Raw genomic sequence first — 26,242 nt, forward strand, 5'->3', positions numbered from 1 at the left:
TCGTGAAGGCAGGAGATCATGTTTACCTTTTATCAGATGACTAGTATGAGTTGTGAGAACGGAAGGAAACGGATCTCAATTGCTTCTTTTCTATACTATCGGCTATTGTGGGGCGGTTTTTAATAGGTTGGCAAATATGAAAAAGGACTCCCGTTCAGATAACGGAAGTCCGTATTTTTCTTCGATTATTTCGTGTGCTCATCCATGCTGAAGTCTACTTGTTCAAGAGGGACGACCTTGGTCTTTTGCGTGATTTTATAAGCGAGCCAAATGAATAGGAAGAGTGGCAGGCCAATGTAAGAGACCAGGACGCCATACCAGTCGACCGTTCCCCCGATGAATGCGGAGTAGTTTTGCCCAAAAATAACGATACAGCAAATGATGAAGGCAAAAATCGGTCCAAACGGGAACCACTTTGCCCGATAAGGCAATTCGCTTAAGTCTCGGCCCTGAGCGATAAACGCTTTGCGGAAGCGGTAGTGACTAATGGCAATTCCCAGCCAAGCGATGAAGCCTGACATACCGGACGCATTCAAAAGCCATACATACACTTCGCCATCCCCAAACAGAGAGGACAGAAAAGCAAGGGCGCCGATGAGCGCAGTCAAGATCAAGGCATTGATTGGTACACCGTTACTTGTTACTTTTGCGAACCATTTTGGTGCTTTTCCTTCCTTCGCCAAGTTCCACAGCATGCGTGTAGAGGCGTACATGCCAGAGTTACCAGCAGACAATACAGACGTGAGAATAACCGCGTTCATGACGGATGCTGCAAAAGCAAAACCGGCATTTTCAAATACTATCGTAAACGGACTGATCGCAATATCCGTAAGGTCGCCACTGATCAGATTTGGATTATCGTATGGAACCAGCAACCCGATGATCAAAATAGCGAGGATGTAGAAGAGCAGGATGCGCCAAAAAATTTGACGGATGGCCTTTGGAATATTGCGGGCAGGGTCTTCGCTTTCCCCAGCTGCTACACCAACCAGCTCTGTTCCTTGGAAAGAGAATCCGGCAATCATAAAGACACCGAGCAGGGCCATGAAGCCGCCATTGAATGGCGCGTCGCCTTTGGTGAAGTTTTGGAAGCCAACTGCTTGACCACCCATAATGCCAAAAATCATCAACACACCGACAATAATAAAGATGATAACCGTTACTACTTTAATCAAGGCGAACCAATATTCAGATTCTCCATAGGCTTTCACAGACAGGAGATTCAAGGCAAACAGCAATCCGAGGAACAAAGCGCTCCACACTATCGCTGGGGTATCCGGGAACCAATATTTCATAATGAGTGCAGAAGCTGACAGCTCGACGGCAATGGTAATCGCCCAGTTGTACCAGTAGTTCCAACCGAGAGCAAAGCCGAGAGATGGATCGACGAACCGTGTGGCATACGTCGAAAACGAACCGGAAACAGGCATAAAGGCTGCCATTTCACCCAAGCTGGTCATTAAAAAGTAAACCATGATACTAATAGCGAGATAGGCGACTAAAGCTCCACCTGGTCCGGCGGAATGAATCGAGCCTCCACTCGCGAGAAACAATCCCGTCCCAATCGAGCCGCCGATGGCGATCATCGTCAGGTGTCGGGCTTTCAAACCACGTTGCAATTGATTTTGTGACATAAGCTACTTGCACGACCTTTCTTGATTTTTGAGAAGGAAGGTCGGAAATTAAAAAACCGCCATAGCCAAAAAAATGGCATAGGGCGGTATCATCCAATCCCCACCAAGCCTTCACTGAAGATAGCTCACCACGTTTGCTTGGCATGCAAACGTGACAGTTCTGCCCCTTTCGAGTACAGCCCCAACCCAATCGCACAGAGACGCGATATGAGCTTCGGCGGATTTTCCTTACCTGGAGTCATTGATTTTCTCTGAATCTCGTACAGGATGATATAAAAGCCGCGACCTCTATCCCCACCGTGAAAGATGAGGATAACATGTATGAAATTATGTGATTTAACAACTATAAAGGATTGTTCGGGATTAATCAATGTGAAATTTTGTTATTCAAATGAGCGTCTGGTGGGCCAGGAGCCTTGCAGCTTGCGAACTTGGACGATTTGTCCCGTATGAAACGCATCATGCAAGACAAGACTCATTACGTTTTGGTAAATGGGTGTATAGGTAGCCATCTGGTTTAACTCTTCATCCGTCAGCAAGGAAAGCTGTTCATGAATGTGGCGGTGGACGCTTTCCATTTTCAAGAGGGTAGCTTGCCAAGCGTCTTCGTCAGCGGGACCACCGGATGGGGTGAAGGTATCATCGTTCGTCTCCGCGGAGCCAGGGAATTCGGTGCCCAAAAGACGATGCAAGAGGCGTTCTTTGTAATAAAGAAGGTGGCTGACGTTTTCCCAGATGGTGTTGGCTGCTTCTCCCACAGGGCGCCAGCTAGCCTCCGCTGCTGATATCCCGGAAAGCGCTTCTTTTAGGGGTGGATACCAGTCTTCCTTGTCATACGCACATTCCCATCCGTGCAAAAGCAATTCCTTCCGATTCATACGCTTCCTCCTCGTCTGTGAAACAGATTGATGAAACGCTATAATAGCAATAAGAAATGAAATTGTAACTGGTTAATCTAGTTACGGTGGTTACGAATAAAGATTACCATATCCTGTATGGTCATACAAGAGGGAAAAATGAAGGGTTTCGTCAGGAGAGTGGATGACATGGACTGGCTTTGTATCGATTTTTTAAATAGTGATTGGCGGGATTGGCGCGGTTCTGGTCGTTGGGAAAATCGCCTAGAGAACCAGGAATGGCTGTCATCCTTTTTGCAAACATACAACCTAACCGCTCCGCTGCCGATGAATGAGGCGTATGCCGCGTCTCTTTTGCAATTGCGGGAGCGTTTGAGACGTATGCTGGAAGCCGTTGTCCGTGGAGACCGATTCCAAGAGGAGGACCTTGCGGAATTGAACAAAGTGTTGGCTCTCGCCCCTTTTCATATACAGGTGTTGTATGTGGATGAGGAGGGCGGCTACAGGCAAAAGCAATCCAGTCAAGCAGAGGGATGGCCCCTCGTCATGGCACAAATTGCGGCTTCTTTCGCGGAGCTGCTTGCCCCGCAGCATCTGGAGCGAATCAAAATATGTGACAACGAGGATTGCCGCTGGGTGTTTTATGATGAAAGCCGCAACCGGGTGCGCCGCTGGTGCGATGACAAAATGTGCGGAAACCTGATGAAGGTGCGCCGTTTTCGTGAGCGGAAAAAGGAGAAAGGGTGATGCGCATAGGCTCACCCTTTTTATCTGTTCGTTATGAAGCTGGGGTCAATTGGATCAGCTGAGGGTAGATGGTCGAGCCCGCTGCTACGATGCCTGTGCTTTTCCAGCAAAAATCATTCCCCTGTGTATCCGTAATTTTGCCTCCGGCTTCCTGGACCAGAAGGGCACCAGCCAGCCAATCATACACCCCTTCACCGTATTCCCAGTAACCGTCGAGTCGTCCGCACGCCACATAGGCCAGATGGAGTGATACCGCGCCTTGCATGCGGATGGCAAAAGCTTCTGGCATCACTCGCGTCAAGGAATTCGCTGTATACTTTCCGACCAAGAGGTTCATCGGCTCAGAGGAAGCAAAGAGCGTCCCTAGAATGCACTCACTCAGAAGCGATTTGGATGAGGTACTAATTTTTTGTCCGTTTAAAAAAGCTCCACGCCCGTCAATTGCTGTAAATAGTTCATCACGGCATGGATCATAGACAAAAGAAACAACCGTGCGTCCTCCGTCAATCAGGCAGAGGGAAGTAGCCCACATCGGCATTTTTTGTAGAAAGTGAACGGCTCCATCGATTGCATCTATCACCCAATAAGGACTTGTGAATTCAGGCTTTTCCTGTGCACCCAGATCGAATTCGGCGTCAGAGAATTGATAGGTGGGGAACCGCTCGGATAATGAGCGCTTTAATCGAGCTTCAACCACGGGATTCACCTCTTCAAAGCGTTTAGCCATTGCTTCCTTGCTGTGGCAGGGCGCGCCTTTTTCAAATTCCACTAGCAGCTCCATTCCAGCACTTCTTACCAGTTCCTCGCAAAATTGCACATCTTGTAGATTCATAACAATTCCCATCCCTTCTCTTTTTTGGTGAAAATTAGGTAGTATGTTTGAATACTACTATATAAAAATCAGCTCGTCAACACCACGGAAATATCGAGATTCACAATTTATGCACATGTGCAGCGTGTTTGAGACATAATAAGTAGCATCATACATAGGGGCGGAAACGAGGTGGGCAGGATGAGTCAAGCGCGTAAAAAATGGTTCCAGGCACTCGTATTGGTGACACTTGCAGCGATTTGTCTGGCTATATGGTATTTGCAGCCATATCAGCCCGATCAGGCAGCACTAACGGCCATGCAAGGCGGTGAAGGGATAACAGTCATGGATACGAATGACTGGATTATCTTCCAAGGCGGGGAGTCACGCGAACCGGGACTCATCTTATATCCGGGAGCACTCGTCAAACCGGAGAGCTATGCACCGATTGCCCGTTCCTTGGCAGGCTCCGGCTACCATGTTTTTCTCGCACGAATGCCGCTGAATTTGGCTGTAAGTGATATGACGAGAGCGACACAAGTATTAAAGGCGTATCCGAATAAAACGTTTGTCATCGGAGGACATTCACTCGGTGGTACTATGGCAGCTCAATTCGCAGCAAACCACCCGGACAGAATCAACGGCGTGTTTTTACTGGGAGCGTATCCAAACAGTCAGGGGAACCTAAAGAAGGTGAATTTGCCTGTGCTGTCTTTGCTCGGGTCTCGCGACGGTGTGATTAATATGGAAAGGTTTGAGGAGAGCAAGCAATATTTGCCGGAGCGTACGGTGTACATGACGATAGAAGGGGGAAACCACTCCCAGTTCGGAAGCTATGGATCGCAGGAGGGTGACAAGCCCGCTGCCATTACTCCGCAAGAGCAGTGGCAGCAAACGGTGGCAGCAATCAAGGATTGGCTGCTTAATGATGTCACGATGATGAACGTGGAATAATCCCGGATACAACACCTGTAATGCGAATATTTTCCGAGGGGAGTAGCATGGGCGTGTCTTGCTCGCGTGTGGTTGTAAACAGACATTCCAATGGATTGACGTCTGCTGCGATGCGCACAAGGAACTGTCCCTCCTGTCGGATCAACACAGGTCTGTCTTTTACAGGCTCCATCGAAAAGTCTGAGATCAAGAGGGCGTCTCCAGGAAAAATACCGAGACCACTAAGGCCGTCATCCCGCATGATGAGAGCAAAGCGGGCCACATGATAGCTGGCTACCTGCAAAGAGGGTAACAGCGACAGCTCCTCGTCTTGTTCCAAGGCGAGATCAAAAAAATGAGTCGTGTATGCATCACCAGCAATAAAGACTCGTTTCATCAGGTATCGCCTCCTGCATAAAAATAATGTCGTCATTTACCCATAGACAGGAAAACCTTTGGCATACATACGGCTCAGTATGCGCTCAAAACGGGCACGGGCAAGAGGCATCGGCACCTGAAAGCGCTGAGCCAACACAGCCGGTGCGTTGTATCGCGAGCAATCGACCAAAAGGGGGCTCATCATGTAAATGGGAAGCAGCAAATGCTCGGCAAAATGATTTGCCTGCGATTCTTGCCAGTCAATCATCCATTCGCTGCTCTGGGGCTGAATGCCTTCGTGAAGAAGCAAATGTCCCAGTTCATGCGCGATTTTTACCCGCTGGGTTGCCAGATCGAGTCGCTCGTCCACCGCAATGACATAACGTCCCGGCGAAAAGGGGTGCGCGTGTGTACGACTCCTGCCGCAAATGCGATGGATCTCGATGCCATACGTCTCGCATAGCAGATGCAGATCGATTTGTTCGGGCGAATCGATGCCGTGATGTTGAAGCAACAAGTACACGCGACTCTCGAGCCATGTTTGCGGTTCGCAGATTTCTTGCAAAAGGGAGTGAAGCATCAAGGACCTCCTAGATGAATGGTAAAGAACGTACGTTCTGTCTTGGGTTGAAAAGAAAACCCCGCACTGGGGTTATTTTTTTTTGATGTCTTCCGTGATGTCAAACAAAGAAGGAGGGCGTTCCTCACGTACTTTACGGACTTTCCACTGTTTCTTCAAGTCGTACCAGTAGCGGCGAATTTCTTTTTTTTCCTCTTCTGAGGCGTCCAGATACCCGTCTAGGAAATAGTAGTCGTCGGGGTCATCGATCTTTTCCTGCAAGAGCTCGTCCAACGAACGATGATTTGTTTCTCCTGTTGCTGGGAGAATATAAGCCGTGACTTCATCTGTGCGGCCCAACAACCAATCGGTCGTGACGTCCAGCACATCAGCCAATTGCCGCAGCATGTCATTCGGTGGTGTGCTGTGGTTATTCTCGTAGTTACTGATCGTCCCCTTGGTCGTGCAGACATGCTCTGCCAACTCTTCCTGGGTCAGACCTTTTGTCTTACGAGCTGTGCGTAAGCGCTGAGATAGCATGAGCGTGCCAGTCCTTCCTGTGAGGATGTACAAGCCTATTGTACTAAATGAGAGGGAAAAAGAAAAGTATGGATAAAAATTTTGCCCCCAACGAATTATGTACAAGCCCTTTGTACAAAATACAGATAAGAACGATGCGGGGACACTCGTTCTGTACTGTGACAAAAGGGGAGATCAAACATGGAAGATCAAGTAACAACCGTATTACTTCAGCAAGGGCCATTTGCTGCTTTGTTTGTCTGGTTGTTGTTTTATATTATGAAGGCAAATCGCGAGCGCGAGGGGCGACTACAGGATTTGCTGGACAAATACAGCGACAAGTACGATCTGATCCTCGAAGAATTGCGAGAGATCAAGGGAAAAGTGAGGAAATAGCTTTTTTTGACAGCAAGCCTTCTGATGAGCGTGACCAATACAAATCCATTACTTATGTTGCCCGATTCCTGGAAGAGCTTATTCAGCAAGGGGGACAAATCGTTGCAGCCTGTACCAGACCTTGATCGGCCATTAGCCCTTCAAGGTCTTTTTTGTTGTGCCCTTTTCCCGATTCACACGTCTTCTATAATAACTCACCAATACTTGGTAAAAAAGGAGCAGCATGACTATGCATGTACCCGTCGTCTACTCAACCATCTGTGAAAAAGCATTACAGAAAGTACTTCAGGAAGCATATCCAACCGAACAAATACAATCCGTTCACTACATGCTTCGAGGCATGAACGATACGTATCTCGTGAAGACGATCGATCAAAAACGAATTTTCAGACTGTATCGCAGTGATTGGCGAACAGAGGAAGCAGCAGTTGCGTTCGAGATGGAGCTGTTGCTCCATTTGAATAGACAAGGAGTACCTGTATCTGTGCCAATTGCAGACGGCTCAGGAAAGCATGTCTTGAGACTGCAAGCAGCAGAGGGCAATCGCTTTGGTGCGTTGTTCACTTTTGCTGCGGGCAAGGAGCAAGAAATGGATACCGAGGAACTGAGCGAACGATTCGGCAGAGCCGTTGCGGAGCTGCATGTCAAAGCAGAAGGCTTTTCCACACAGCAAGCTCGCGAGGTGTGGGACGCCAAGACGCTGATTCATCGCCCGTTAGCCATCATCGAGACACGTCTGCAGCATCGGAAGGAAGATTTTCAATTTCTCCAAAGGCTGGCGATGGAGCTGGAAGCCAAGCTAAACGAGCACATCCGTGCCGGACTCGACTGGGGGATTTGCCACGGAGACCTTCAAGGGAATTTTAATACGAACTTTTGTGAGGACAACACCTATACCCACTTTGATTTCGACCTGTGCGGATATGGCTGGCGGGCGTATGATCTGGCTGCTTTCAAGCTGAGCCGAATATTGATCGAGGAAGATGACGAACTGGTGGAGTCGCTATGGAATGCTTTTCTAAAAGGATATACCGAGGTTCGTCCCTTATCTGAAAACGATCAGGAAGCGGTGTCGCTCATGACAGGCATTCGCCAATTGTGGCTAATGGGTCTGTGCATGCATGATCCTCATATCATGGGGAGCAGCGATTCGGATGATGCTTTCGTGAGTGAGAAGATGGAGTTTTTCAAAAAATATTTCGCGTAAGAGAGAGTTTTTCCAAACATGCGCATTGAACAGCAGGTGGTCCAGTATTGTCGGTCGGCATACGGAGTCGAGAAAAGGTCACAACTAGAAGCGTTTTGCAAAGCGTTGTCAGAAAAGCATGTGTCCCGAAGTCAATGATAGGTAAGTCATACATTGACGAGAAAGAGGGAGAAAAGCATGTTACCGTACATCGGAAGTGGCGCGTACTGCTACGCAAATTCTTCAGCTATGCTTTTGGAGACAATTGGGGAGAAGGTATCGCCTGCTGTACTTGAAGTACTCTCTGGCGTAGGTATCGGGGCGATGTGGCATGAGGAGCAGAAAGTCATTTATTTCGGACAAGAGATTCCAGATCGTGGTGTAAGTCATGCGTTGGAGCTACTAGGATTTCGCTGGACGGAAAAGTCAGCGGATGCTGAGGGAGAGCCACCATTGGAAGAATTACGGCGTGATGTGGAGCATGGGCCCGTTTTGCTCGGACCACTTGATATGGGCTATTTGACGTATAATCCCAATGCTGCTTATTTGGGAGGTGCTGACCATTTTGTTCTCGCGTACAGGATGGATGAGCGAGAAATCTACCTGCATGATCCGGCAGGATTTCCTTTTGTGAGCTTGCCATTGTCCCAGTTTGTCTTGGCATGGAAAGCCGAAAAAATCTTCGATCGCCTCTTTTCTTATCACTACTGGACAGCACCGAAGCGTGTAGGCAGTCCGTCAGAGGAGGAACAAGCTGCGAATGCCCTTCGTTTATTCCAAGGGATTTATCAGGAAAGTGCATCGGCAAAACCAAACGCTTCGGTCTTATACGGAAAGGAAGCGATCTTGCGGGTAGTGAAACGGATCGAAGAGGAGGGCGGGCTCTCCCCAGCAGAAACTGGTCATCTCTCCTATTTTGCTTTCCAATTAGGGGCGAGGCGAGCCATGGATTTCGCTGTGTTTTTCTCGAAGCATGCGCCAGAGCTTGCAGCAATTAAAGAGAGGCAGGCGAAGCAATTTGGACGTTGTCACACACTGATCGTGGAAAAGAATGAGCAGGAGCTAGCGAATGCTATGCGCGTATTGGCAGACATCGAAGAAGAATTTCGCCAGGTGCTTTGCGCCAAATAAAATCGTTCCCCCAAGTGAGTAAGCAACGCTCATTGGGGGTTTTTCTTTCGTTTGAATATTATTACTTTTTTATGATTCATGACAATCTCATCCCGAATGTGTTACCTTGTTATTCATTAGTCCGCGTAAAAGAGACAAAGTCCATTCCGTGTGGACGTGATTTATTAATACTTAACGGAGGTTCAATATTAATGAAAAATCTAGGTTTACTACCCAAAATCCTTGTCGCCATTGTCCTTGGGGTCGGGATTGGCTCTATTTCGCCGATTTGGGTCGTGAAAGGATTGGCTACATTTAGTGGCCTGTTTGGAAATTTCCTCGGATTTGCGATTCCGTTGATTATCATTGGATTTATCGCGCCAGGCATCGGTGAGCTGGGCAAAGGGGCAGGGCGGTTGCTTGGGGTAACCACAGGGGTTGCTTACCTCTCGACGATCCTTGCAGGAACGCTTGCTTATTGGGTCAGTGTGAGTATTTTTCCACACATTCTTGAGGTAGGTGGGCTGGTGAATCAGTATGCCAACCCGGAGGAAGCACTGGTGAAGCCATTCTTTACCGTGGACATGCCGCCGATTGTAGGTGTGATGACAGCATTGTTGCTCGCCTTTACCCTTGGTCTTGGAGCGACTGTCATCAAAGGGAATGCCTTGCAAAATGTGATGGTAGACTTGAGAGATATCGTCGAGAAGCTGATCGCTTCCGTCATTATCCCGTTGCTTCCCTTACATATTCTATCTGTATTTTCCAATCTGACCTATGGTGGACAAGTCACCATGATTTTGTCCGTATTCGTGAAAGTTTTCGTCATGATTATCGTCTTGCATCTATTCTATTTGTTCGTGCAGTACATGATAGCAGGCCAGATGGGACGCAAAAACCCATTCACGCTGATAAAAAATATGCTTCCCGCTTACTTCACAGCGATTGGAACACAATCATCTGCGGCCACCATTCCTGTGACACTCAATCAGACCAAGAAAAACGGTGTGAGCGAAAAAATCGCGGACTTCGTCGTTCCACTCTGTGCAACGATCCATCTTTCCGGAAGCACGATTACGCTTGTCAGTTGTTCCATGGCAGTCATGATGCTAAATGACATGACGACATCCTTTAGTATGATGTTTCCATTTATCTTGATGCTGGGCGTAACAATGATCGCCGCACCAGGTGTGCCGGGCGGGGCTGTGATGGCAGCACTCGGATTGATGGAGACCATGCTTGGATTTACTACCACATTGACTTCGTTGATGATTGCTCTGTACATCGCGCAGGATAGCTTTGGTACCGCTTGTAACGTAACGGGTGACGGTGCGATTGCAGTGATTACGGATCGATTGAGTGAGGAAAAGGCAGCTTAAAATCGGCTGGAAAGATGAATGGGAAAATAGTCCCGTCTTTACGTGAGGATTTTGCCACTTAAATTCCCCCGTTTCCAATTAGTGAGAATTATATTATCATTGGGTATAATTCCATCATTCTACTTTTTGCGAAAAGGGGAATACATAACGCAATGTTTAACGAACGGAAAGCGTTACAAATGACATTGCAGGCCATGCTAGAGCAGCGTATGGCACTGCGTCGACAGTATGTCGATCAGGACAAGCAGTTGGGAGCTGACATCAAGCAGCTTTTGAGCCGCATTCGCGAGCTGGATAACGAAGTCGGGATCGGAGACGAAGAAAATCCAGACGATGTAGCTATATCAACAGAGGAATTTTCAGATGACTTGATGAAGCGAATGAAAGTGAGAAAGGCGCACATTCGTCATGATTATGTGGAAGTTGCGAAGCACATCGAAAACCTGTTACGGGAAGCAATGTCTCCAATGTCATTGGCTGATCTCTGCTCCGTGTTGAAAGCACGGCACCAGGTAGAGTTTGCTAGTCCCTACATTGGTGTACAGAAGTCATTAAAGTATTTGCCCCAAGTAAAAGTAGAAAAGGACGGGCGGAAACTGATTTTTTCACTCTAGCTCTAGGTAACTAGGGGGCAAAAGGCAGTTTCACGGGAAGACCCAAAAAGAGGCGATGTGCCTATGCACAATCGCCTTTTGGTGTCTATTGATTTACATGCTTATTGTAAGAAGGACTTGAGCATCCAAATGTGTTTTTCCAGGCTGCTACGGATTCCCAACAGCATATCGGCTGTCCCTTCATCGTCGGCTTGGTCTGCCGTTTCCATAGCTAGCTTCAGTTCATCTACGAGAATGGAGAAGTCTCTCGCGATCGTTTCTACCATTTGCTCAGCTGTTTCGGTTCCTTCTGCTTCAGTGATGCTTGCTGTGTTCAGACATGCAGCCAAAGTCGCTACAGGCTTTCCACCGATGGAGAGGACTCGTTCAGCGAGGGTATCGAGATTCGCTGCTGCTTCGTTATACAATTCCTCAAATTTTGCGTGGAGTGTGAAGAAGTGCGGTCCTTTTACATTCCAGTGAAAATTGTGTAGTTTCGTATAGAGGACTGTCCAGTTCGCCACCTGTTTATTTAGAACGCTGTAGAGTGTGTTTTCCATCGAGAATCTCTCCTTATTTATAATTATTATTTGTTTAAACTTATTATAAACTAATAGGGATTATTGTCAACACCCGGGAGGAAATTTATGCAGCAGCTGCGTATCGGTGCGGTTATTTTAGCGGGCGGAAAGAGCAGCAGAATGGGCTCGCCAAAGCAAAAATTGCCGTGGAGGGACGGAACCTTTTTAACAGAACTGATAAAGGAAGTACAGGCGGTTGGCTTGTCTTGCTTCATTGTAACGAACGATTTTTCGGGCACTCAAGTGACACAAAAGGAACAAATTGATGAACAGCCCGTCATAATCACACCTGATCTGGTACCATCCTGCGGTCCTGTAAGTGGGCTGGTTACTGCTTTTCGCGTAAGTTCAGAGGATGCTTTGCTGGTGTTGTCCTGCGACCTGCCTTTTATGGATCGTGTACAAATAGCCAAACTTATCGAATTTGCCAGGGAGAGTAACGATTGGGATGTGATTGTCGCCCAATCAGAGGGACGAATCCACCCATTATGTGCAGTGTACCATCGGAGAACACAGAGAAATTGGGAGCAGGCGCTATTGAATGGACAGCGAAGAGTGATGCGGACTTTAGATGAACTGCGTGTGTTGCCCTTGCCTGATGAATGGTTGGACCCTTGGGCTGTATTTAATGTCAACACACCTGAAGAATACGAACAGGCAAAAAGTGAAGAAAAACGCAGAAAGACAGGACATGCTTGAGACGTGTCCTGTTTTTTGTTTGGAAAAAAGGGGCTTTTCATAGAGGGCTATCATACAAGCGTTTCTCTGGACAAACCGTATGAATAGTAGTGATGGCGAATGAAAGGAGGGAGCGCAATGACAAGAAAGTGCAAAGAACAGGGCAAACACCACGGTCACCACTGTTGTTGCAAAAAACCCGACAAACACGATCACCACGGCTGCTGCAAAAAACACGACAAGCATCACGACCATCATGGCTGCTGCAAAAAACACGACAAGCATCACGACCATCATGGCTGCTGCAAAAAACACGACAAGCATCACGACCACCATTGCTGCTGCAAAAAACACGACAAATATCACGACCACCACTGTTGCTGCAAGAAACATGACGATTACTCCGTGCCCCACTGCTGCAAAAAGCATGAAAATTGTCACGATCACTGCTGTTGCTGTAAACACCATGATTGCAAATGCTTTGAAAAACATGACCATCACTGTTGCAGGAAGTATGAAATAGATGATGAAGACGAAGAAGAGGATGACGACGAAGACGAAGACGAAGATGATGACGACCACCACTGCAAGCATCACAGTAAGAAGCATTGCTGCTGCAAATAACAGATTCCCACGTACAAAGAACAAAAGCCCGAGAGGTTAACTCGGGCTTTGAGATTACCAACAGCCTGTCCCGCTTTTGCTTGATTCCTCCTTTAAGATAGGAGGATTCTCTCTGCTTGTGTATACACGTTCATTTTATCATTGCGGATAAAACCTACTGCGGTGAGCTTCAGCTCATCTGCCAATTGAAGGGCGAGGTCAGTTGGAGCGGACTTGGACAAAATGATGCCAGCACCAATCTTGGCAGCCTTGAGCAGCACTTCAGACGAGATGCGTCCACTAAAGACAAGAATTTTGTCCGTCGTGGAAATGTTATCTCGCAAGCATTTCCCATAGATCTTGTCGAGAGCATTGTGACGCCCGATATCGGAGAACTGAAGCAAAACTTCATCCGGTGTACAAAGGGCTGCATTGTGTACGCCACCTGTTTGGCGGTGGATCTCAGACGACGCTTGCAATTCCTTCATCAGGCGCATGCATTGAGCAGGGGTGACAGTTGTTGTGCTTTCTACGGGCTTTGCTGTGCGCGCATCGCTAAAAAAGTAAAAGGATTGTCTGCTTTTTCCGCAGCAGGAAGTAATTCTGCGTTTAGAGTAAAAGCTCTGCGACAAAATCGTTTCTTTATGCAAATCAACGTAAGCAAACCCTTGGGTCTCATTAATCGTAAGCTGTTTGATTTCCGAGTAGCCCTTGATGACGCCTTCGGCTGCGAGAAAACCGATGACCATTTCTTCCAGGTCGGCCGGGGTGCATACGATTGTAGCGAATTCCTCATCATTGAGGAAAATAGTGAGGGGGTACTCTGTAACGATGTCGTCGTCTTCCCAGCCATGTTGTTCAGCAGAAATTTTCAACACGGGCAATCGAGTAGTGATGGTTAGCTCAGACATACGGGCCTCCTTTTTGTCGAAATTATGAAGTTTTCATGGCTATTTTGTGAGGAAAATATTGTCGAGTGAACGCTTACATGGTAGTATACTATGTGAGATGAAAAGTGTCATAAAATTTTCGTCTTTCCATGTATTCATAGCGTAAGGACAGATTGACACGGAGCAGCGAACCTGCCACCGATTATTTTGTAGCCTTGCAGCGAATTACATAGTGAACACAATGCTTGTTGATGCTGATGTAGCGTTCCTGCTGATGATTAACTGCTGTGTTTCATCGTAGCTCTTGTTTCCATTTATTAGGAGACCTGGGTGAGTCGGTGAAATCAGCAGTTTTTCTTTTTTTCGAGAAGGCTGCTGATGGATCCACAGTATGCTAAAGACCACTACAAAGGAGATGAATGATTTGGAACAAAAAGTGAAAAACCGCTGGCTCATCGCGTTGGCTGCGGTAGGCATCCACATCTCGATTGGGTCGGTATACGCCTGGAGTGTATTCACCAAGCCAATTACCGAGCAGTTTGGCTGGGACTTGCCAGACGTTCAATTTACGTTCAGTATTGCGATCTTGTTTTTGGGACTGTCTGCTGCCTTTCTCGGTCATTATGTCGAAAAGCACGGCCCGCGTAAAGCTGGTATTCTCGCATCTATCTTTTTCGGAATAGGAACTGTCGGGGCTGGCTTGGCGATTCAATTGAGCAGCTTGCCTCTGCTGTACTTATGTTATGGAGTGCTGGGTGGTATCGGACTTGGTGTAGGCTATATTACGCCAGTATCGACCCTAGTCAAATGGTTTCCGGATCGCCGTGGTTTAGCAACGGGACTTGCCATTATGGGCTTCGGCTTTGCTTCCATGATTGCCAGTCCGATTATGAACGCTTTGATTGCCAATGTAGGAATCGCGAACACCTTTTATATTTTGGGCATTATTTATTTTGTTGTGATGTTGGCTTCGGCTCAATATTTAGCTCCACCTCCAAAAGGCTGGGTGCCGGCTGGATTTTCCGCTGAGGGAACAGTTGGCAGCAAGCAAATCAAAAAAGATTTGTGCCAATTGACTGCCAACGAAGCGATCAAGACACGCCGTTTTTACCTGCTATGGCTGATGCTGTTTATCAATGTGACATGTGGAATCGCTGTTATTTCGGTAGCATCGCCGATGGCGCAAGAAATGGTAGGGATGTCTGTCGGAACAGCAGCTCTGATGGTAGGGCTAAACGGTTTGTTCAACGGTGGGGGACGAATCGGCTGGGCGTCTCTGTCTGATTTCATTGGACGACCAAATACGTACACAGCTTTCTTTGCTATCCAAATGGTACTGTTCTTCCTGTTGCCGAATTTGTCCAATCCGATCCTGTTCATGGTTGCGATGTTCATCATTATGACCTGTTACGGCGGTGGCTTTGCATCCATTCCGGCTTACATTGGTGACTTGTTTGGGACGAAGCAATTGGGCGCGATTCACGGCTATATTCTGACAGCATGGGCTGCTGCCGGCTTGGCAGGACCGATCTTTGCAGCATGGGTTCGCAAGACGACAGAAAGCTATACAGGAACGATGAGTGTTTTCGCAGGAATGTTCGTTGTCGCTCTGGTGATCTCGCTATTAGTCCGTCTGGATATCAAAAAACTGAAGGAAGAAGCCATACAAAGAGAAAAGTCTGTTGAATTGGCTAGTTAATCAATGGTAAAGTTTAAGAAGAGAATGATTTGAAGTAAAGGTGATTTTCCTCGATGAATAAGTTCGAAGCAGAATTCAGTAATTTGGTCAGGGCTTTCCGAAAGCGCCATATGGGAAAGGGACCGAGCAAGATCAGCACCACGTTCTGCAAGAACTGGGCGATCTGCGAGATGGAAGGCAACCTTTCTCCGGTGGAAAAGTTCATCGCCACTTCGGAAGACGGAAAGCAGACATTACGAGCTGCCCGAACCGAAATGGTCAAAGAGATCTATCGGAAACACCAGCCAGTTGACATGGAAGCGTTTCTTGGAGCAAAACTCGTTGATCTATTCGTCGATATTGACATTGAACGGGATTTTGGAATGTCGATCTTTGTTTTTGATCAAGACATCGAAAAGAAAATGAAAAACGAACCGTAAGTCTAAACGAAGCAGCGTTCCTGTTCACCGGCTTAGACGTAACGGAATTCGCGAAAGCAAACACGAAGTTGAGACTAGGTAGCGAACCTGCCGCAGACAACCACCGTGAACACGCTCTTTTCCTATAGGACAAGGGACGGTTTCATGGTGGTTTTTTCGTCTCAATGGAGTTTATTAGAGGGGAGATAAAAGAAATGGGCAAGACCAAGCATGGCGGACCAATTAAGCTGGATACTTCGTGGAAGCCTTCCTTATGGGCTTCACTGATGCCGATGGGACTCGGAAAAATCAAGCCGCATCACATTCGCGATACGATGAAGGTGGCGTATGACAATCGCGATAATTTGGGTTATGCCTATCGCATTTTGACCCAAGGGGTATGTGATGGCTGCGCTCTCGGCGTATCCGGTCTCTACGATCAGACGTTGACTGGTCCGCATTTGTGCACCACGAGACTAAACGTACTGCGTCTCAATACCATGCCTGCCATGGATGCCAAATGGTTTGAAGATGTAAATGCACTACGTAAGCTGTCCAGCGAGGAATTGCGTAAGCTGGGAAGAATTCCGTATCCGCTTTCAAGAAAGCCTGGCGAAAACAAGTTCACTCGCATTAGTTGGGATGAAGCGTTAAACCGCATCGCGAGAAAAATCAAAAACATCAGTCCGAAACAACTGGCCTTTTTCTTGACCGCTCGCGGGATTACGAACGAGGTATACTACACGGCAGCTAAAATGGCTCGTTTCCTCGGAACCAACAACATCGACAATGCATCACGTATTTGCCACTCGCCGAGTAAGACAGCACTGAAGCGTTCGGTTGGGATTGGTGCATCGAGCTGTAACTATCAGGATTGGATTGGTACTGATGTGCTCGTATTCTGGGGCTCTGTACCAGGTAACAACCAGCCTGTATCGACGAAATACATGTATGCTGCGAAAAAAGCAGGAACGAAAATCATCCTGATCAACCCGTACAGAGAGCCAGCGATGGAGAAGTACTGGATTCCATCTGTACCAGATAGTGCTTTGTTCGGAACGAAAATTGCGGATGATTTCTATCAAGTGAATATTGGCGGCGACATCGCATTCATGAACGGCGTGATGAAGATTTGGTTCGAGATGGAGGAAGCCAAACCAGGTTCTGCGATCAATCATGAATTCATCAAGGAGCATGCGAACGGAATCGAGGAGCTGCGCAAGCATGTGATGAATGAATCGTGGGACAAGATCGTAGAATCCTCCGGTCTCAGCCGCGAGCGTATCAAGGAATTCGCAGAGTTGCTCGCTAACTCTAAAAATGGTGTATTCGTATGGAGTATGGGTCTGACCCAGCACAAATTCGGTACGGACAATATTTCTCAAGTAGCCAATCTGGCCGTCCTCCGTGGATTCTTGGGTCGCAAGCACACGGGTCTCATGCCGATTCGCGGACACTCCGGCGTACAAGGCTCTGGTGAAATGGGTGCCGATCCGTTCAGTCTGCCAGGTGGAGATTTTGAAGAGAAATCCTGGAACCGCATTGAAAAGCTCTGGAACTTCCCGATCCCGAAATGGCAAGGAGATATCGTCGGTATTTCTTTGGAAAATGCAGTGTTGCCAGATGGACATGAGCGCAAGACCAGATTGTTCTATACGAGTGGCGGCAACTTCCTGGAGACGATGCCAGATCCGGACTTCATGCAAAAATGCTTGGAGAGCATAGAAGTTCGTGTACATCAGGACATCATTTTCAATACATCTACGTTGGTGGATGCGAAGGAAGAAGTCATCGTACTGCCAGCAATGACTCGCTACGAGCAGCCGGGTGGTGGTACTTCGACAAGTACAGAGCGTATGGTTTACTTCAGTGCCGAAGTGGAAGGGCCACGAATTGAAGAAGCTCGTTCGGAATGGGAGATTTACGTTGATCTGGCGGCACGGGTAAATCCGGAGAAAAAGCATCTGATGCATTTCTCAAGCGCAGCTGATATTCGTGCAGAGATTGCTCTGGCGAATCCGAACTACGATGGTATCCAGCATCTGAAAAACCGTGGGGATGTTTTCCAATGGGGCGGTGCATGGTTGTGTGAAGGCGGCGTATGCCCAACACCGGATGGCCGAGCGAATCTGATTCCGATTGAGATTCCGGATTTGAACAAGCCAGAGGGACACTTCTATGTAACGACTCGTCGCGGTAAGCAGTTCAACTCGATGATTTATAGCAAGAAAGACCCGTTCAACAATGCGGACCGTTATGATATCCTGATCAATGCAGAGGATGCAAAAGAACTGCGCATTGCAGAAGGCGAAAATATCGTCGTTTACAATAAATATGGAACGTTCCAAGGACGTGCCAAATTCGAGGACACCAGACGCGGAAATATTCAAGTACACTGGCCGGAAGGGAACGTACTCATTCCGAAGGGTGTATACGAGACATACGCAGGTATTCCCGAATACAATACAGCCGTGAAGGTTGAAAAAGCGGACACTTTCCACGCCAATAAAGATTTGAAATACGTGGAGAGAGAAGTAGAAGATTTGGAAGTAAACGTCGGCTGACGAGCTGCAGCAATGGGTGGTCAAGATTAGGGGGAACAAGCCATGCGTTTTTCGCGACAAACAATCTCGGTTGAGGAAGCGATGAGCAAGCTTTTGGCAAAATTAGTGACAGGGAGAACGGAACAAGTGCAGATCGGGGAGGCATATGGGCGGATACTGGCCTCTGATCTACGTGCAACATACGATTTGCCGCACTTTGACCGCTCGCCGCTGGATGGGTTTGCCGTGAGAGCTGCGGATACGGTTGGGGCCTCCGTTGACCACCCGATTACACTAACAGTGCTAGAGACGGTTGCGGCCGGGCAAGTACCTACTAGAGAACTGAAAAAGGGCTACGCGACGCGGATCATGACAGGTGCGATGATGCCTGCGGATGCAGATGCGGTCATCATGTTTGAGCAAACGCATAACCCAGCCGAAGAGGCGGATACTGTACGGATCAAGCGAGAGATGAAGCCTGGGGAAAATGTATCCCGTCGTGGTGAAGAGATGGCTAAAGGAACGATCATTGCCAAAACGGGTGAACGGATTAACGCAGGTACTCTCGCCAGCTTGGCTACGTTTGGCTTTTCGCAGGTCGAGGTGTTCTGCAAGCCGCGTGTCGGTCTGATTTCGACTGGAAGCGAGCTACTGGAGATTGATCAGCCGCTTGCTCCAGGCAAAATTCGCAACAGTAATACGGTGATGCTAACTGCCTTGATTGCCGAGGCAGGGGGCATCCCTGTTTCGTTTTCGAGATTGCCGGATGATCTGGCGGTGGCGAAAGCGAAAATTAGTGAATGCTTGCGGGGCGTGGATCTGGTCATTTCAAGCGGTGGTGTGTCCGTTGGGGATTTTGATGTGATCGCGGCTTTAGTAGATGAGCCTGAGGTGGAGCTTTTGTTCAACCGGATCGCAATACGTCCGGGAAGTCCGACGACAGCCATGCTCATGGAGGGCAAGCCTTTGATTGCCCTATCAGGGAATCCGGGTGCCTGTTTTCTCGGGTTTGAGTTGTTTGCGCGAGCAGCCATACGTCGCATCTCGGGAGAAGCCCATGTCGTGCAACAGGTCATTAAGGCTAGACTCGGGGTCGATTATACGAAGCCTTGCCCATACCCGCGTTACCTGCGAGGGAAGCTGCTCGAAAAAGACGGGGTTTTGCACGCAATCCCTGATTTCAATGAAAAGGCAGGGAATCTGGGGACGTTGAAGGACAGCGAATGCTTTATGATCATACCAGCCGGGGGAAGCGGGAAAAAAGCAGGAGAGCTGGTTGATGTGCTCACGCATGCAACCCCAACCTGGCGAAGAGAGGGATAGCGAATGATCAAGCCACCTTGTGTTTTGCAGATTGTCGGTTATTCGAACAGTGGCAAGACGACGCTGCTCACCAAGCTCATTCCAATTCTCGAAAAAGCAGGGATAAGGGTCGGGGTCATCAAGCATGATGGCGGCCACGATTTTGAGTGGGATCAGCCAGGGAAGGACACTTGGCGTTATCGTGAAGCCGGAGCCTCGCTGGTTGCGATCACATCTAAAACAAAAACGGCCATCGTGGAGCAAAAGCCGCAGGAGTTATCCGTCCTGATCCAGCGCTTGGCAGATGCCGGGGCCCAGCTCGTTTTGGTAGAAGGCTTCAAGCGTGAAGGCTATCCTAAGCTCGCTTTGCTTCGTAGGCCAGAAGATGAGGAGCTTTTATCGATTGTTACTAATTTGGTAGGGATCGTAGGTTGGTCAGACAAGCATCAGCAGGGGTTGCCCTTTTTCGATATTAATGACATCGACAACGTAGCCAATTTTGTAAGGGAACGGGTTTCCGTTTGGCATTGTCAAAACTGATTAGAAACATTGAGATCATTCCAGCTAAATTGGGGATGATCTTTTTTTGTAGCATGGGAGATGATCCATGTCATGAAATATATGGTAATGTAAATAAAAAATCGGCGAGAAACGATAAGGAGCTAATAACATGAACTGCCCTCACTGTCACAACGAATTAAATGAAATTCCTTTCTGTTACGGAATAGAAGCGCCACATTATTTTTACATAGTACCAGAAGAGAAACGAACAGAATTAATAAAAGACTTTTGTGTCATTGATGAACAGCATTTCTTTATGAGAGGACATATTGAAATACCAATCATAGATAGTAATGAGAAATTTATATGGAGTGTATGGGTTTCTCTTAGTGAAGAAAACTTTTTGAGATCGAATGAATTGCTACACGTAGAAGGAAGAGAAAATGAAGAACCTTATTTTGGCTGGCTATCGACTGAACTTTCCATCTATCCAGAAACCACCCTATCCTTAAAGACATGGGTACATACACAAAAAGTTGGTGCGGTTCCCTTAATAGAATTAGAACAAACGAATCATCCACTTGCAGTTGAGCAAAGAGAAGGAATTACAATGGAGAGAGTGAAAGAAATTGCCCATTTAATCAATCATACGGAGTAATAAGAAAATGCCTGCTGCCGGGATGTTCCGGCAGCTTTTTCGTTTTATGGATTGCTTTAATCAGATAGTTTTGGACGTATATATTCACTCCAATGGCTGATAAACTTGCAGCATATTTCAAAAAAATAGGAGTGATAGTAATGGATGGAGTGCGTTACAAAATGAGAGAAGTATTGGATAAGAGCAAGATTGAGACATTTTTGCAGCAAGCTAGAATCGGACATCTTGGAATGGTCGATGGTCATTTGCCGTATGTTGTTCCGCTCAATTTTGTTTGGACAAATGGGAAGCTTTATTTCCATGGTGCCACCGGCGGGAGAAGAAATCAGGTTGTGGATGCTAATCCAGAGGTCTGTTTTACGGTTTGTGAAGAGTATGGAACGATTACTGATCCGGTGCCGGCTAAGACGGACACAGCGTATATGAGTGTAATGATTTTTGGCAAAGCTGAGCCTATCGTTGATCTGGATGAGGCTACACACATGTTACAAGAAATGATGAATAAGTATGTGCCAGGCTACTATAATCGGCCTTTGCCCAAGCAGCATGTAGAAAAATACCGTTCAGCAGTATTCGGTGGTCCGGTTCAGGTGTACCGAATAGATCCACAGCATATCACTGCGAAAGAAAACCCAATAGAAGAAGAAAAAATGTTCAATCCTGGTAAAACCGTGTAATCTCTGCAAGACGAAAAATGCCTTCTTCAATGGTGGATTCATCTACTTTAGCAAAACCCAGCACCCATCCTTTTCGATCGCTTTTCAAACAATACTTGCTAAGTGGATAAACACGGATTCCATTTTCGAGTGCGAGGATCGTCGCGGCTTCTTCATCAAAAGATTGATCAGCTTCAAGAAGGATATGCAATCCCGTTTCTACGCCGCTTAGTGTGAAGTGTTCGCCGAGTCCTGTCGTGATGATGGCCTTCGTCATGGCTTCATGTCTGCGCCGATATACATTCCGAACCCGCCTCATATGGCGCATGAAATGACCATGCTCAATAAAATGAGTAAGCGTTAATTGCTCCATAATCGGAAGATGCCGATAGGTTAATTCATGGACGTGGGCGAGCTGGCGAATGGCCTCTTTGGGGCCAACGATTGCTGATATTCGTATACCAGGTGCAATCATTTTGGAAAAACTCATCATATACAATGTGTTCTGAGGTCGCTGACTGAACAAGGTTGGAAGTGGGTCGCCGCGATATCGAAATTCGCTATCGTAATCATCCTCAACAATCCAAAACTGCTGCTCGGCAGCCATGTGTAACAATTGTTGCCTGCGAGGTTCCGACATAATGACTCCAACCGCACACTGGTGCGATGGCGTGACATAGACAAGCTTGGAGCACGGATGAATCTGGTCTACGCATAACCCGTACTCGTCAACTGGAACGGAGACAACTTGCATACGCCGATACTTCATTGCCATCCAGGCAGCAGGGAAGCCAGGATCTTCTACAGAAACGGTATCCCCTTCCTGTAAAAGGGCTTGGGCGATCAAATCGATGCTATGCTGTGCACCTGAGGTTAACATGATTTGATCGATATTTACATGAACGCCCCGTTCAAGTGACAAATAACGTTGAATCTGTTCTCGTAGCGGTTGGTATCCATAGGCATTGCCATAAGCCCAACTGTCCAGATTCGTTTCTGTAGAAGCCTGTAAAAATGAACGTCTCCAAATCTTTTGAAAATGCTCGTCCAAATATGGCTCATGGGGACTGAAATCGACCTCAACCTTTTGACTATCTTTGTCCCCGAACCAACCGTGCAAATGACCGATTGTAGCGTTTAATAAAGGCAATTCTGGAGGGACAGGTCCTTCGGCCGCAGCATCCTCTGAAGGACGAGTTGCATAAATCCATTCGCTAACTCGCGTTCCACCGCGGCGAGAGGTGACAGTGTAGCCGCGGCTGAATAACTCCTCATAAACAATCTGTATGGTTGAACGGGAAACGCCAATTAAAGAAGCGAGTTCGCGGGAGGGTAGTAGCAATTCACCTGGCTGCCATTTTCCTGAGGTAATATTATGGATCGCTTGGTCCAGCAGTTGCTGCCAGATTGGACGTTTGTCATCTCGGTTTACGGTTAGCATTCATTCACCTTCACTGTTTTTGGTGGAATTTAATAACAATCCATTGGTTGCTATGCTATCATGGCCATCATTTTTTTTGCAACAAGACGGTTGGAGGACGACTTTTTCTTAGGGGGTTTTGAAATTGTCACAAATCGTTTCGATTTCCTGTGACCAGAATCACATGTGTATCTGTGAACCTCCCGTACACTTGAAATAGAGAAAGAACGAAGCACTTCAAGGAGGTTCTACGATGTTAAGTCAAAAAACTATTGAAATCATAAAATCAACCGTTCCTGTGCTAGAGGTACACGGAACTGCCATTACAAAACGTTTTTATCAAATGATGTTTGCTAAGCACCCTGAGCTTCTCCATATTTTCAACCACGCCAATCAAAAGCAGGGAAGACAGCAAGCAGCTCTGGCAAATACGGTGTATGCTGCGGCTTTGTATATTGATAAGCTGGAAACGCTTTTGCCTGTTGTGAAGCAAATTGGACACAAGCACCGCAGCTTGGGAGTGAAGGCCGAACACTACCCGATCGTCGGGGAAAATCTCCTAGCTGCAATCAAAGACGTACTTGGGGATGCAGCTACGGACGAGATTTTACAGGCGTGGGCGGAAGCGTACGGGGTCATTGCGGATGCCTTCATCGGTGTAGAGCACGAAATGTATGAAGAGGCGAGCGGACAGCCTGGAGGATGGGTAGATTTCAGAGAGTTTATCGTCCAACGCAAGGTGAAGGAAAGCGACGTAATCACTTCCTTTTATCTGGTTCCGGCGGATGGTCAACCGATCTCCAGCTATGAGCCAGGACAGTATGTCAGCATCAAGGTAGAATTACCGGGCGAGCAATTTACGCATATTCGCCAATACAGTCTCTCTGATGCACCAGGGAATGCGTACTACCGCATTTCTGTCAAACGCGAGGACGCGATGCAGGATAAGCCAGCAGGAAAAGTATCCGTTTATTTGTCAGAGGAAGTGAAGGAAGGAGATAGTCTGCAGTTGTCTGCTCCGGCTGGAGATTTTACCTTGCAGCAAGAGGACAGCCGTCCGGTTGTACTGCTCAGTGGTGGTGTAGGATTGACCCCAATGATCAGCATGCTGAACACACTGATCAAATCGGGAACAGCCCGTCCGATCACCTTCATTCACGCAGCCAAAAACGGAAATGTGCATGCCATGAAGCAAGCAGTAGAGGAGTTGGCCGCAAAACATCCGCAGCTTTCTGTTCACTGGTGCTATACACAGCCGACCGAACAGGATCGATTGAACGGTGCTTTCCAGAAAGAAGGATATATCGACTTGCCATGGCTGCAAAAGGTCATTGATACAAAAGAGGCGAGCTACTATTTCTGTGGTCCAATTCCATTCATGAAGACGATCAACGGTGCTCTGTTGGAATGGGGAGTGCCAGCAGAAGATATTCATTTTGAGTTTTTTGGTCCGGCAGCGACCTTGGCATAAAGGCAACTACGAAAAAAGCGTATGCTTACTCGCGATTCGCAGCTTGAGCGCGCAGGAGTCGATTTACCGTTTCGCGGCGAAGTCCGATGAGTTGACCGATTTCATCCTGAGTCAGCAACTCCGAAAGCGAGGCGACAGGAATGAATGTCTGAAGCCAAAGCTGGAGCTTGCGAAGCTTTTCAGCAGGAGAGACTTCGGTCAATTGGTCGATACGCTGCTGCATCATCCTCAGCTTCCCTTGCAGCTGTAGTGCGATATCACGACACTTTTCAGGATGGTCATCCAGATGGCGATACCAATCCGGGGCAGACAGCACTTCGATCTCACAGGTCACGAGAGCGATTGCTGTCCCGTAATAGGGATTCGGGCTCATCAACGAATGATGCGGAATGATCTCATCTGGCACGATGATGTTGACCAGCGTCAATGCTCCGTCTGCATGTACCCGAACGATTTTTAACAGACCGCTCTTCAGATGGTAGAGCGGTCCAGCTTCGCCTTGTCGAAACAGGACTTCTCCCTTGTGCAGGATCATGGGTTTCTCCTCGATTCTCTACGTTTTTCTCTAGCAATTATAGCAAGCCCGGCAGGAGGAAGTAAGCAATCGTAAAAAGCAGTTTGCCGCTTTTTTAGGCTTGCTACAGCAATGATGCCTTTTGCTATAATGGGGAAATCACAGTTAGATAAGGGAGTTGTCTGATGCTCAACTTTTTTACATGGGTAGGCTCCATAGTGGGGGTACTCACACTCGGATTGATTGGCTATGTGGCTTACCGCTACTGGTACCATATGGGACAGCTTCCGAAGCCGGAGTTTCGTCATCTGGATACGAAAAAACCAATGCCTGCCGACTGGAGTCACGATGAGGTTACATTTACATGGATCGGCCACTCGACGATTCTGTTGAATATGTTTGGTACGAAAATACTGACAGATCCGGTTTTGGGCGAGAAGCTGGGGATTAAGCTAGCAGGTGTCCATTTTGGTCCCAAGCGCTTTACACCTCCTGCCCTCGACTTTTCTGAACTTGGCGAGGTAGATATCATTTTGCTATCGCATGCCCATTTGGATCATGTTGATCTGCCAACCTTGCAGAAAATAGCGAATCGATCCACACATGTCATTACAGCGCACCAGACGAGCAAACTGTTCAAGCATATGCCTTTTGGTTCGTATGAGGAAATGCAGCCAGGTGAAGCCGTTACAACCAAAGAAGGACTGACGATTACGGCGATTCCTGTCCGACATTGGGGCAACCGTTTTCCATGGAATCATGAGTATGGCTACAACGGCTATATGATTGAGAAAAATGGTGTGCGCATCCTCTATCCAGGCGATACCGCATATATCTCCATGGAAAATTTGCCGAAGCAATTCGGGCCGATCGATCTGGTATTCATGCCGATTGGCGCCTACAAGCCAGACTCGTATCAGGCGGCGCATTGTACGCCTGAGCAAGCGTGGCAAATGTTCAAGGAGACCAAAGCCAAGTGGCTGGTGCCTATTCATTGGAATACGTTTGTGCTCTCGCGTGAGCCAGTTGATGAGCCGTTCGAGCGTCTATTGGCAGCAGCGGGGGACGAGAGGAACAGGATCGTTGTTGAAAAACAAGGGGAGACGTTTTCGATCCCTGTTCAATAGGTGTGAAAAGCTAGCGACTGCTTACATGGCAGTCGCTTTTCTAACGATATGAATAAATGGGGAGGGAATAGCTACCTTATTATAGAAATATTTTTATCG

At 47.5% G+C, this 26,242-nt stretch carries 29 protein-coding genes and 1 riboswitch; of the genes, 19 read left to right on the forward strand and 10 right to left on the reverse strand.

Features of this window, described 5'->3' with window-relative positions; genetic code table 11:
- Positions 1-185: 185 nt before the first annotated feature.
- Complete coding sequence (locus BBR47_RS05960) at positions 186-1,634, reverse strand: amino acid permease (RefSeq protein ID WP_012684847.1); 1,449 nt, start codon at positions 1,632-1,634, stop codon at positions 186-188.
- Between the two features lie 113 nt (positions 1,635-1,747).
- Positions 1,748-1,933: riboswitch (Lysine riboswitch) on the reverse strand.
- An 84-nt stretch (positions 1,934-2,017) separates the two neighbouring features.
- Complete coding sequence (locus BBR47_RS05965; protein WP_012684848.1) at positions 2,018-2,512, reverse strand: DinB family protein; 495 nt, start codon at positions 2,510-2,512, stop codon at positions 2,018-2,020.
- A 168-nt stretch (positions 2,513-2,680) separates the two neighbouring features.
- Here BBR47_RS05965 and BBR47_RS05970 point away from each other — a divergent pair, with 168 nt between their 5' ends.
- On the forward strand, positions 2,681-3,238 hold the full coding sequence (locus tag BBR47_RS05970; protein ID WP_012684849.1) for a CGNR zinc finger domain-containing protein: 558 nt from the start codon (positions 2,681-2,683) through the stop codon (positions 3,236-3,238).
- Positions 3,239-3,269: 31 nt separating this feature from the next.
- Here BBR47_RS05970 and BBR47_RS05975 read toward each other — a convergent pair whose 3' ends face one another.
- Positions 3,270-4,070 (reverse strand): inositol monophosphatase family protein, encoded by an 801-nt coding sequence (locus BBR47_RS05975; protein WP_041749788.1) that lies wholly within the window; start codon positions 4,068-4,070, stop codon positions 3,270-3,272.
- Between the two features lie 180 nt (positions 4,071-4,250).
- Between BBR47_RS05975 and BBR47_RS05980 the strand changes: the two genes are divergently transcribed.
- On the forward strand, positions 4,251-5,003 hold the full coding sequence (locus BBR47_RS05980; RefSeq protein ID WP_012684851.1) for an alpha/beta fold hydrolase: 753 nt from the start codon (positions 4,251-4,253) through the stop codon (positions 5,001-5,003).
- Here the strand turns inward: BBR47_RS05980 and BBR47_RS05985 are convergent.
- From BBR47_RS05985 to BBR47_RS05995, 3 genes are all read right to left on the reverse strand, one after another.
- Entirely contained in the window at positions 4,981-5,379 is a 399-nt protein-coding gene (locus BBR47_RS05985; protein ID WP_026134137.1) for a hypothetical protein, read from the reverse strand. The two genes, BBR47_RS05980 and BBR47_RS05985, sit on opposite strands and share 23 nt — an antisense overlap.
- 36 nt (positions 5,380-5,415) lie before the next feature.
- The gene (locus BBR47_RS05990) at positions 5,416-5,940 is read right to left on the reverse strand and encodes an ImmA/IrrE family metallo-endopeptidase (RefSeq protein WP_012684853.1); all 525 of its coding nucleotides are present in this window, start codon (positions 5,938-5,940) and stop codon (positions 5,416-5,418) included.
- A gap of 72 nt (positions 5,941-6,012) precedes the next feature.
- Positions 6,013-6,459 carry a helix-turn-helix domain-containing protein gene (locus tag BBR47_RS05995; protein WP_041749275.1) on the reverse strand — a complete coding sequence of 149 codons (447 nt, stop codon included), beginning with the start codon at positions 6,457-6,459 and terminating at the stop codon, positions 6,013-6,015.
- A 180-nt stretch (positions 6,460-6,639) separates the two neighbouring features.
- On the opposite strand from BBR47_RS05995, the gene BBR47_RS06000 reads away from it, so the two are divergent.
- The 5 genes from BBR47_RS06000 (at position 6,640) to BBR47_RS06020 (ending at position 11,123) form a co-directional block, all read left to right on the forward strand.
- Positions 6,640-6,834, forward strand: coding sequence for a BhlA/UviB family holin-like peptide (locus tag BBR47_RS06000; RefSeq protein ID WP_012684855.1), 195 nt, complete (start codon positions 6,640-6,642; stop codon positions 6,832-6,834).
- A gap of 223 nt (positions 6,835-7,057) precedes the next feature.
- Positions 7,058-8,041 carry a homoserine kinase gene (locus BBR47_RS06005; protein ID WP_231850561.1) on the forward strand — a complete coding sequence of 328 codons (984 nt, stop codon included), beginning with the start codon at positions 7,058-7,060 and terminating at the stop codon, positions 8,039-8,041.
- 177 nt (positions 8,042-8,218) lie between these two features.
- Positions 8,219-9,151 (forward strand): hypothetical protein, encoded by a 933-nt coding sequence (locus BBR47_RS06010; RefSeq protein WP_012684857.1) that lies wholly within the window; start codon positions 8,219-8,221, stop codon positions 9,149-9,151.
- 191 nt (positions 9,152-9,342) lie between these two features.
- Positions 9,343-10,509 carry a dicarboxylate/amino acid:cation symporter gene (locus tag BBR47_RS06015; protein ID WP_012684858.1) on the forward strand — a complete coding sequence of 389 codons (1,167 nt, stop codon included), beginning with the start codon at positions 9,343-9,345 and terminating at the stop codon, positions 10,507-10,509.
- Positions 10,510-10,661: 152 nt separating this feature from the next.
- Positions 10,662-11,123, forward strand: a complete 462-nt coding sequence (locus BBR47_RS06020; RefSeq protein WP_012684859.1) for a hypothetical protein — start codon at positions 10,662-10,664, stop codon at positions 11,121-11,123.
- Between the two features lie 101 nt (positions 11,124-11,224).
- Here BBR47_RS06020 and BBR47_RS06025 read toward each other — a convergent pair whose 3' ends face one another.
- A complete protein-coding gene (locus tag BBR47_RS06025) occupies positions 11,225-11,662 on the reverse strand; it encodes a Dps family protein (protein ID WP_012684860.1) in 438 nt (145 codons plus the stop codon).
- Positions 11,663-11,749: 87 nt separating this feature from the next.
- Between BBR47_RS06025 and mobA the strand changes: the two genes are divergently transcribed.
- The 3 genes from mobA to BBR47_RS30800 all read left to right on the forward strand — a co-directional run bounded on the left by mobA (position 11,750) and on the right by BBR47_RS30800 (position 13,025).
- Positions 11,750-12,382: a molybdenum cofactor guanylyltransferase gene (mobA, locus tag BBR47_RS06030; protein ID WP_012684861.1), complete on the forward strand. Its 633-nt coding sequence runs from the start codon at positions 11,750-11,752 to the stop codon at positions 12,380-12,382.
- Between the two features lie 235 nt (positions 12,383-12,617).
- On the forward strand, positions 12,618-12,884 hold the full coding sequence (locus BBR47_RS06035) for a hypothetical protein (protein ID WP_041749276.1): 267 nt from the start codon (positions 12,618-12,620) through the stop codon (positions 12,882-12,884).
- Positions 12,885-13,025, forward strand: a complete 141-nt coding sequence (locus BBR47_RS30800) for a hypothetical protein (protein ID WP_155801071.1) — start codon at positions 12,885-12,887, stop codon at positions 13,023-13,025.
- Positions 13,026-13,077: 52 nt separating this feature from the next.
- Here the strand turns inward: BBR47_RS30800 and fdhD are convergent, their stop codons facing one another.
- Positions 13,078-13,875: a formate dehydrogenase accessory sulfurtransferase FdhD gene (gene fdhD, locus BBR47_RS06040; RefSeq protein WP_012684862.1), complete on the reverse strand. Its 798-nt coding sequence runs from the start codon at positions 13,873-13,875 to the stop codon at positions 13,078-13,080.
- Positions 13,876-14,278: 403 nt separating this feature from the next.
- On the opposite strand from fdhD, the gene BBR47_RS06045 reads away from it, so the two are divergent.
- The 7 genes from BBR47_RS06045 (at position 14,279) to BBR47_RS06075 (ending at position 21,632) form a co-directional block, all read left to right on the forward strand.
- Positions 14,279-15,553 carry an L-lactate MFS transporter gene (locus BBR47_RS06045; protein ID WP_012684863.1) on the forward strand — a complete coding sequence of 425 codons (1,275 nt, stop codon included), beginning with the start codon at positions 14,279-14,281 and terminating at the stop codon, positions 15,551-15,553.
- 53 nt (positions 15,554-15,606) lie between these two features.
- On the forward strand, positions 15,607-15,972 hold the full coding sequence (locus tag BBR47_RS06050; protein ID WP_012684864.1) for a DUF2294 domain-containing protein: 366 nt from the start codon (positions 15,607-15,609) through the stop codon (positions 15,970-15,972).
- Between the two features lie 194 nt (positions 15,973-16,166).
- Positions 16,167-18,515, forward strand: coding sequence for an FdhF/YdeP family oxidoreductase (locus BBR47_RS06055; RefSeq protein WP_012684865.1), 2,349 nt, complete (start codon positions 16,167-16,169; stop codon positions 18,513-18,515).
- Positions 18,516-18,557: 42 nt separating this feature from the next.
- A complete protein-coding gene (gene glp / locus BBR47_RS06060) occupies positions 18,558-19,817 on the forward strand; it encodes a molybdopterin molybdotransferase MoeA (RefSeq protein ID WP_012684866.1) in 1,260 nt (419 codons plus the stop codon).
- 3 nt (positions 19,818-19,820) lie between these two features.
- Entirely contained in the window at positions 19,821-20,336 is a 516-nt protein-coding gene (mobB, locus tag BBR47_RS06065) for a molybdopterin-guanine dinucleotide biosynthesis protein B (RefSeq protein WP_012684867.1), read from the forward strand.
- 130 nt (positions 20,337-20,466) lie between these two features.
- Positions 20,467-20,955: a DUF2199 domain-containing protein gene (locus tag BBR47_RS06070; RefSeq protein ID WP_012684868.1), complete on the forward strand. Its 489-nt coding sequence runs from the start codon at positions 20,467-20,469 to the stop codon at positions 20,953-20,955.
- 140 nt (positions 20,956-21,095) lie between these two features.
- Entirely contained in the window at positions 21,096-21,632 is a 537-nt protein-coding gene (locus BBR47_RS06075) for a pyridoxamine 5'-phosphate oxidase family protein (protein WP_012684869.1), read from the forward strand.
- Here the strand turns inward: BBR47_RS06075 and BBR47_RS06080 are convergent.
- Positions 21,610-23,052 (reverse strand): PLP-dependent aminotransferase family protein, encoded by a 1,443-nt coding sequence (locus BBR47_RS06080; RefSeq protein ID WP_012684870.1) that lies wholly within the window; start codon positions 23,050-23,052, stop codon positions 21,610-21,612. The two genes, BBR47_RS06075 and BBR47_RS06080, sit on opposite strands and share 23 nt — an antisense overlap.
- A 232-nt stretch (positions 23,053-23,284) precedes the next feature.
- Between BBR47_RS06080 and hmpA the strand changes: the two genes are divergently transcribed.
- On the forward strand, positions 23,285-24,502 hold the full coding sequence (gene hmpA, locus BBR47_RS06085; RefSeq protein ID WP_012684872.1) for an NO-inducible flavohemoprotein: 1,218 nt from the start codon (positions 23,285-23,287) through the stop codon (positions 24,500-24,502).
- Positions 24,503-24,527: 25 nt separating this feature from the next.
- On the opposite strand, the gene BBR47_RS06090 is transcribed toward hmpA, so the two are convergent.
- Positions 24,528-25,037, reverse strand: a complete 510-nt coding sequence (locus tag BBR47_RS06090; RefSeq protein ID WP_012684873.1) for a Crp/Fnr family transcriptional regulator — start codon at positions 25,035-25,037, stop codon at positions 24,528-24,530.
- A 164-nt stretch (positions 25,038-25,201) separates the two neighbouring features.
- On the opposite strand from BBR47_RS06090, the gene BBR47_RS06095 reads away from it, so the two are divergent.
- Positions 25,202-26,143: an MBL fold metallo-hydrolase gene (locus BBR47_RS06095; RefSeq protein ID WP_012684874.1), complete on the forward strand. Its 942-nt coding sequence runs from the start codon at positions 25,202-25,204 to the stop codon at positions 26,141-26,143.
- Positions 26,144-26,242: the final 99 nt, after the last annotated feature.

This window comes from Brevibacillus brevis NBRC 100599 (assembly GCF_000010165.1).
Classification (GTDB): Bacteria; Bacillota; Bacilli; order Brevibacillales; family Brevibacillaceae; genus Brevibacillus; species Brevibacillus brevis_D.

Bases quoted from the DNA above. Each gene is read 5' to 3' on its own strand.
- BBR47_RS05960 (WP_012684847.1), bottom strand. From the start codon at position 1,634: ATGTCACAAAATCAATTGCAACGTGGTTTGAAAGCCCGACACCTGACG.
- BBR47_RS05965 (WP_012684848.1), bottom strand. From the start codon at position 2,512: ATGAATCGGAAGGAATTGCTTTTGCACGGATGGGAATGTGCGTATGAC.
- BBR47_RS05970 (WP_012684849.1), top strand. From the start codon at position 2,681: ATGGACTGGCTTTGTATCGATTTTTTAAATAGTGATTGGCGGGATTGG.
- BBR47_RS05975 (WP_041749788.1), bottom strand. From the start codon at position 4,070: ATGAATCTACAAGATGTGCAATTTTGCGAGGAACTGGTAAGAAGTGCT.
- BBR47_RS05980 (WP_012684851.1), top strand. From the start codon at position 4,251: ATGAGTCAAGCGCGTAAAAAATGGTTCCAGGCACTCGTATTGGTGACA.
- BBR47_RS05985 (WP_026134137.1), bottom strand. From the start codon at position 5,379: ATGAAACGAGTCTTTATTGCTGGTGATGCATACACGACTCATTTTTTT.
- BBR47_RS05990 (WP_012684853.1), bottom strand. From the start codon at position 5,940: ATGCTTCACTCCCTTTTGCAAGAAATCTGCGAACCGCAAACATGGCTC.
- BBR47_RS05995 (WP_041749275.1), bottom strand. From the start codon at position 6,459: ATGCTATCTCAGCGCTTACGCACAGCTCGTAAGACAAAAGGTCTGACC.
- BBR47_RS06000 (WP_012684855.1), top strand. From the start codon at position 6,640: ATGGAAGATCAAGTAACAACCGTATTACTTCAGCAAGGGCCATTTGCT.
- BBR47_RS06005 (WP_231850561.1), top strand. From the start codon at position 7,058: ATGACTATGCATGTACCCGTCGTCTACTCAACCATCTGTGAAAAAGCA.
- BBR47_RS06010 (WP_012684857.1), top strand. From the start codon at position 8,219: ATGTTACCGTACATCGGAAGTGGCGCGTACTGCTACGCAAATTCTTCA.
- BBR47_RS06015 (WP_012684858.1), top strand. From the start codon at position 9,343: ATGAAAAATCTAGGTTTACTACCCAAAATCCTTGTCGCCATTGTCCTT.
- BBR47_RS06020 (WP_012684859.1), top strand. From the start codon at position 10,662: ATGTTTAACGAACGGAAAGCGTTACAAATGACATTGCAGGCCATGCTA.
- BBR47_RS06025 (WP_012684860.1), bottom strand. From the start codon at position 11,662: ATGGAAAACACACTCTACAGCGTTCTAAATAAACAGGTGGCGAACTGG.
- mobA (WP_012684861.1), top strand. From the start codon at position 11,750: ATGCAGCAGCTGCGTATCGGTGCGGTTATTTTAGCGGGCGGAAAGAGC.
- BBR47_RS06035 (WP_041749276.1), top strand. From the start codon at position 12,618: ATGGCTGCTGCAAAAAACACGACAAGCATCACGACCATCATGGCTGCT.
- BBR47_RS30800 (WP_155801071.1), top strand. From the start codon at position 12,885: ATGATGAAGACGAAGAAGAGGATGACGACGAAGACGAAGACGAAGATG.
- fdhD (WP_012684862.1), bottom strand. From the start codon at position 13,875: ATGTCTGAGCTAACCATCACTACTCGATTGCCCGTGTTGAAAATTTCT.
- BBR47_RS06050 (WP_012684864.1), top strand. From the start codon at position 15,607: ATGAATAAGTTCGAAGCAGAATTCAGTAATTTGGTCAGGGCTTTCCGA.
- BBR47_RS06055 (WP_012684865.1), top strand. From the start codon at position 16,167: ATGGGCAAGACCAAGCATGGCGGACCAATTAAGCTGGATACTTCGTGG.
- glp (WP_012684866.1), top strand. From the start codon at position 18,558: ATGCGTTTTTCGCGACAAACAATCTCGGTTGAGGAAGCGATGAGCAAG.
- mobB (WP_012684867.1), top strand. From the start codon at position 19,821: ATGATCAAGCCACCTTGTGTTTTGCAGATTGTCGGTTATTCGAACAGT.
- BBR47_RS06070 (WP_012684868.1), top strand. From the start codon at position 20,467: ATGAACTGCCCTCACTGTCACAACGAATTAAATGAAATTCCTTTCTGT.
- BBR47_RS06075 (WP_012684869.1), top strand. From the start codon at position 21,096: ATGGATGGAGTGCGTTACAAAATGAGAGAAGTATTGGATAAGAGCAAG.
- BBR47_RS06080 (WP_012684870.1), bottom strand. From the start codon at position 23,052: ATGCTAACCGTAAACCGAGATGACAAACGTCCAATCTGGCAGCAACTG.
- hmpA (WP_012684872.1), top strand. From the start codon at position 23,285: ATGTTAAGTCAAAAAACTATTGAAATCATAAAATCAACCGTTCCTGTG.
- BBR47_RS06090 (WP_012684873.1), bottom strand. From the start codon at position 25,037: ATGATCCTGCACAAGGGAGAAGTCCTGTTTCGACAAGGCGAAGCTGGA.
- BBR47_RS06095 (WP_012684874.1), top strand. From the start codon at position 25,202: ATGCTCAACTTTTTTACATGGGTAGGCTCCATAGTGGGGGTACTCACA.